Genomic DNA, 1186 nt, shown 5'->3' on the forward strand with positions numbered 1-1186 from the left:
TTTTTTCACTGGTAATTGCACAGGGAATTTGGTTTTAAATTGTAAATTCATCGCCAAGGTAAACNTCGCGCACCTTTTTGTTCTCTAATACTTGCTCAGACGAGCCTGATGCAATGATGTGTCCATTGCCAACAATATAGGCTTGTTCGCAAATGTCTAAGGTCTCTCTCACGTTGTGGTCGGTGATAAGTACGCCAATATCTCGGTCGCGAACTTGTCGCACTATTTGCTTGATGTCGCTTACTGAAATTGGATCAACCCCTGCAAAAGGTTCATCTAGTAGAATGAAATCTGGCTCCATTGCGAGAGCTCTCGCAATCTCGACGCGACGGCGCTCGCCCCCGGATAAAGCCATACCTTGGCTGTCGCGAATATGTTCTATATGAAATTCTTTTAGTAATTGATCGGCTTTTTCGCGTTGTTCGGCCTTGCTTAATTCTTTTCTCGTTTGCAGAACGCTCAGAATATTTTCATATACAGTAAGTTTTCGAAATATTGATGCTTCTTGTGGTAAGTAACCAATACCGGCTTTTGCGCGCCCATGCATTGGCATGTTGCTAATGTCTCTGTCATCAATGAGGATTTGGCCCTTATCCTTGGATACTAGGCCAACGATCATGTAAAAGCAGGTAGTCTTACCCGCGCCGTTCGGACCAAGCAAGCCAACAATTTGTCCTGTTTTGATTTCAAGCGATACGTCGATAACAACTTGTCGTTTTTTGTAGGCTTTAGCAAGATGCTTAGCTTGAAGTGTCTTCATTAGGATTCGCTTGGTCTAGATTGTCGTTGGTTTGTGAATCGGAGTTTTCACTTGAAGGCTCAGATGCTTGAGGGAAGTACTGAATCTTCACTCGTTTGCCACTATCTTGATCCCCTTTGGCGCGAATTGCTTTGTCCATGATGTCGTATTCAATGCGATTTCCGGAAAACGAATTGGTGTCCTGGGCGAGTGTGGCGTTGCCGTTAAAAATCAAAACAGCATCTTTTGCTTTATACGTGATTTGTTCAGCTTGGCCGCTGGTGTTTTGAATATTGCTACTGGCGTCTGTTTGCTTGAATGTCGCGGGTGTACCATTCGCAATGATTTGTGTTACGGCGCGTTCACGAGCAAAAACACTGATGTTATCTGCGGTGAGTGTTGTCGAACCCTGGCGAATGATAACGTTGCCGCGATAGGTCGAAAAAC

Annotated in this window: 2 protein-coding genes; both read right to left on the reverse strand. The window is 44.5% G+C overall.

Annotated elements, in window-relative coordinates; genetic code table 11:
* Window positions 1-34: 34 nt before the first annotated feature.
* The gene (gene lptB / locus A3762_RS11120) at window positions 35-760 is read right to left on the reverse strand and encodes an LPS export ABC transporter ATP-binding protein (protein ID WP_068755518.1); all 726 of its coding nucleotides are present in this window, start codon (window positions 758-760) and stop codon (window positions 35-37) included.
* A partial coding sequence (gene lptA / locus A3762_RS11125) for a lipopolysaccharide transport periplasmic protein LptA (protein ID WP_068755524.1) occupies window positions 741-1186 on the reverse strand: 446 nt, incomplete at its 5' end. The genes lptA and lptB, both read right to left, overlap by 20 nt.

It is taken from the genome of Oleiphilus sp. HI0125 (genome assembly GCF_001635355.1).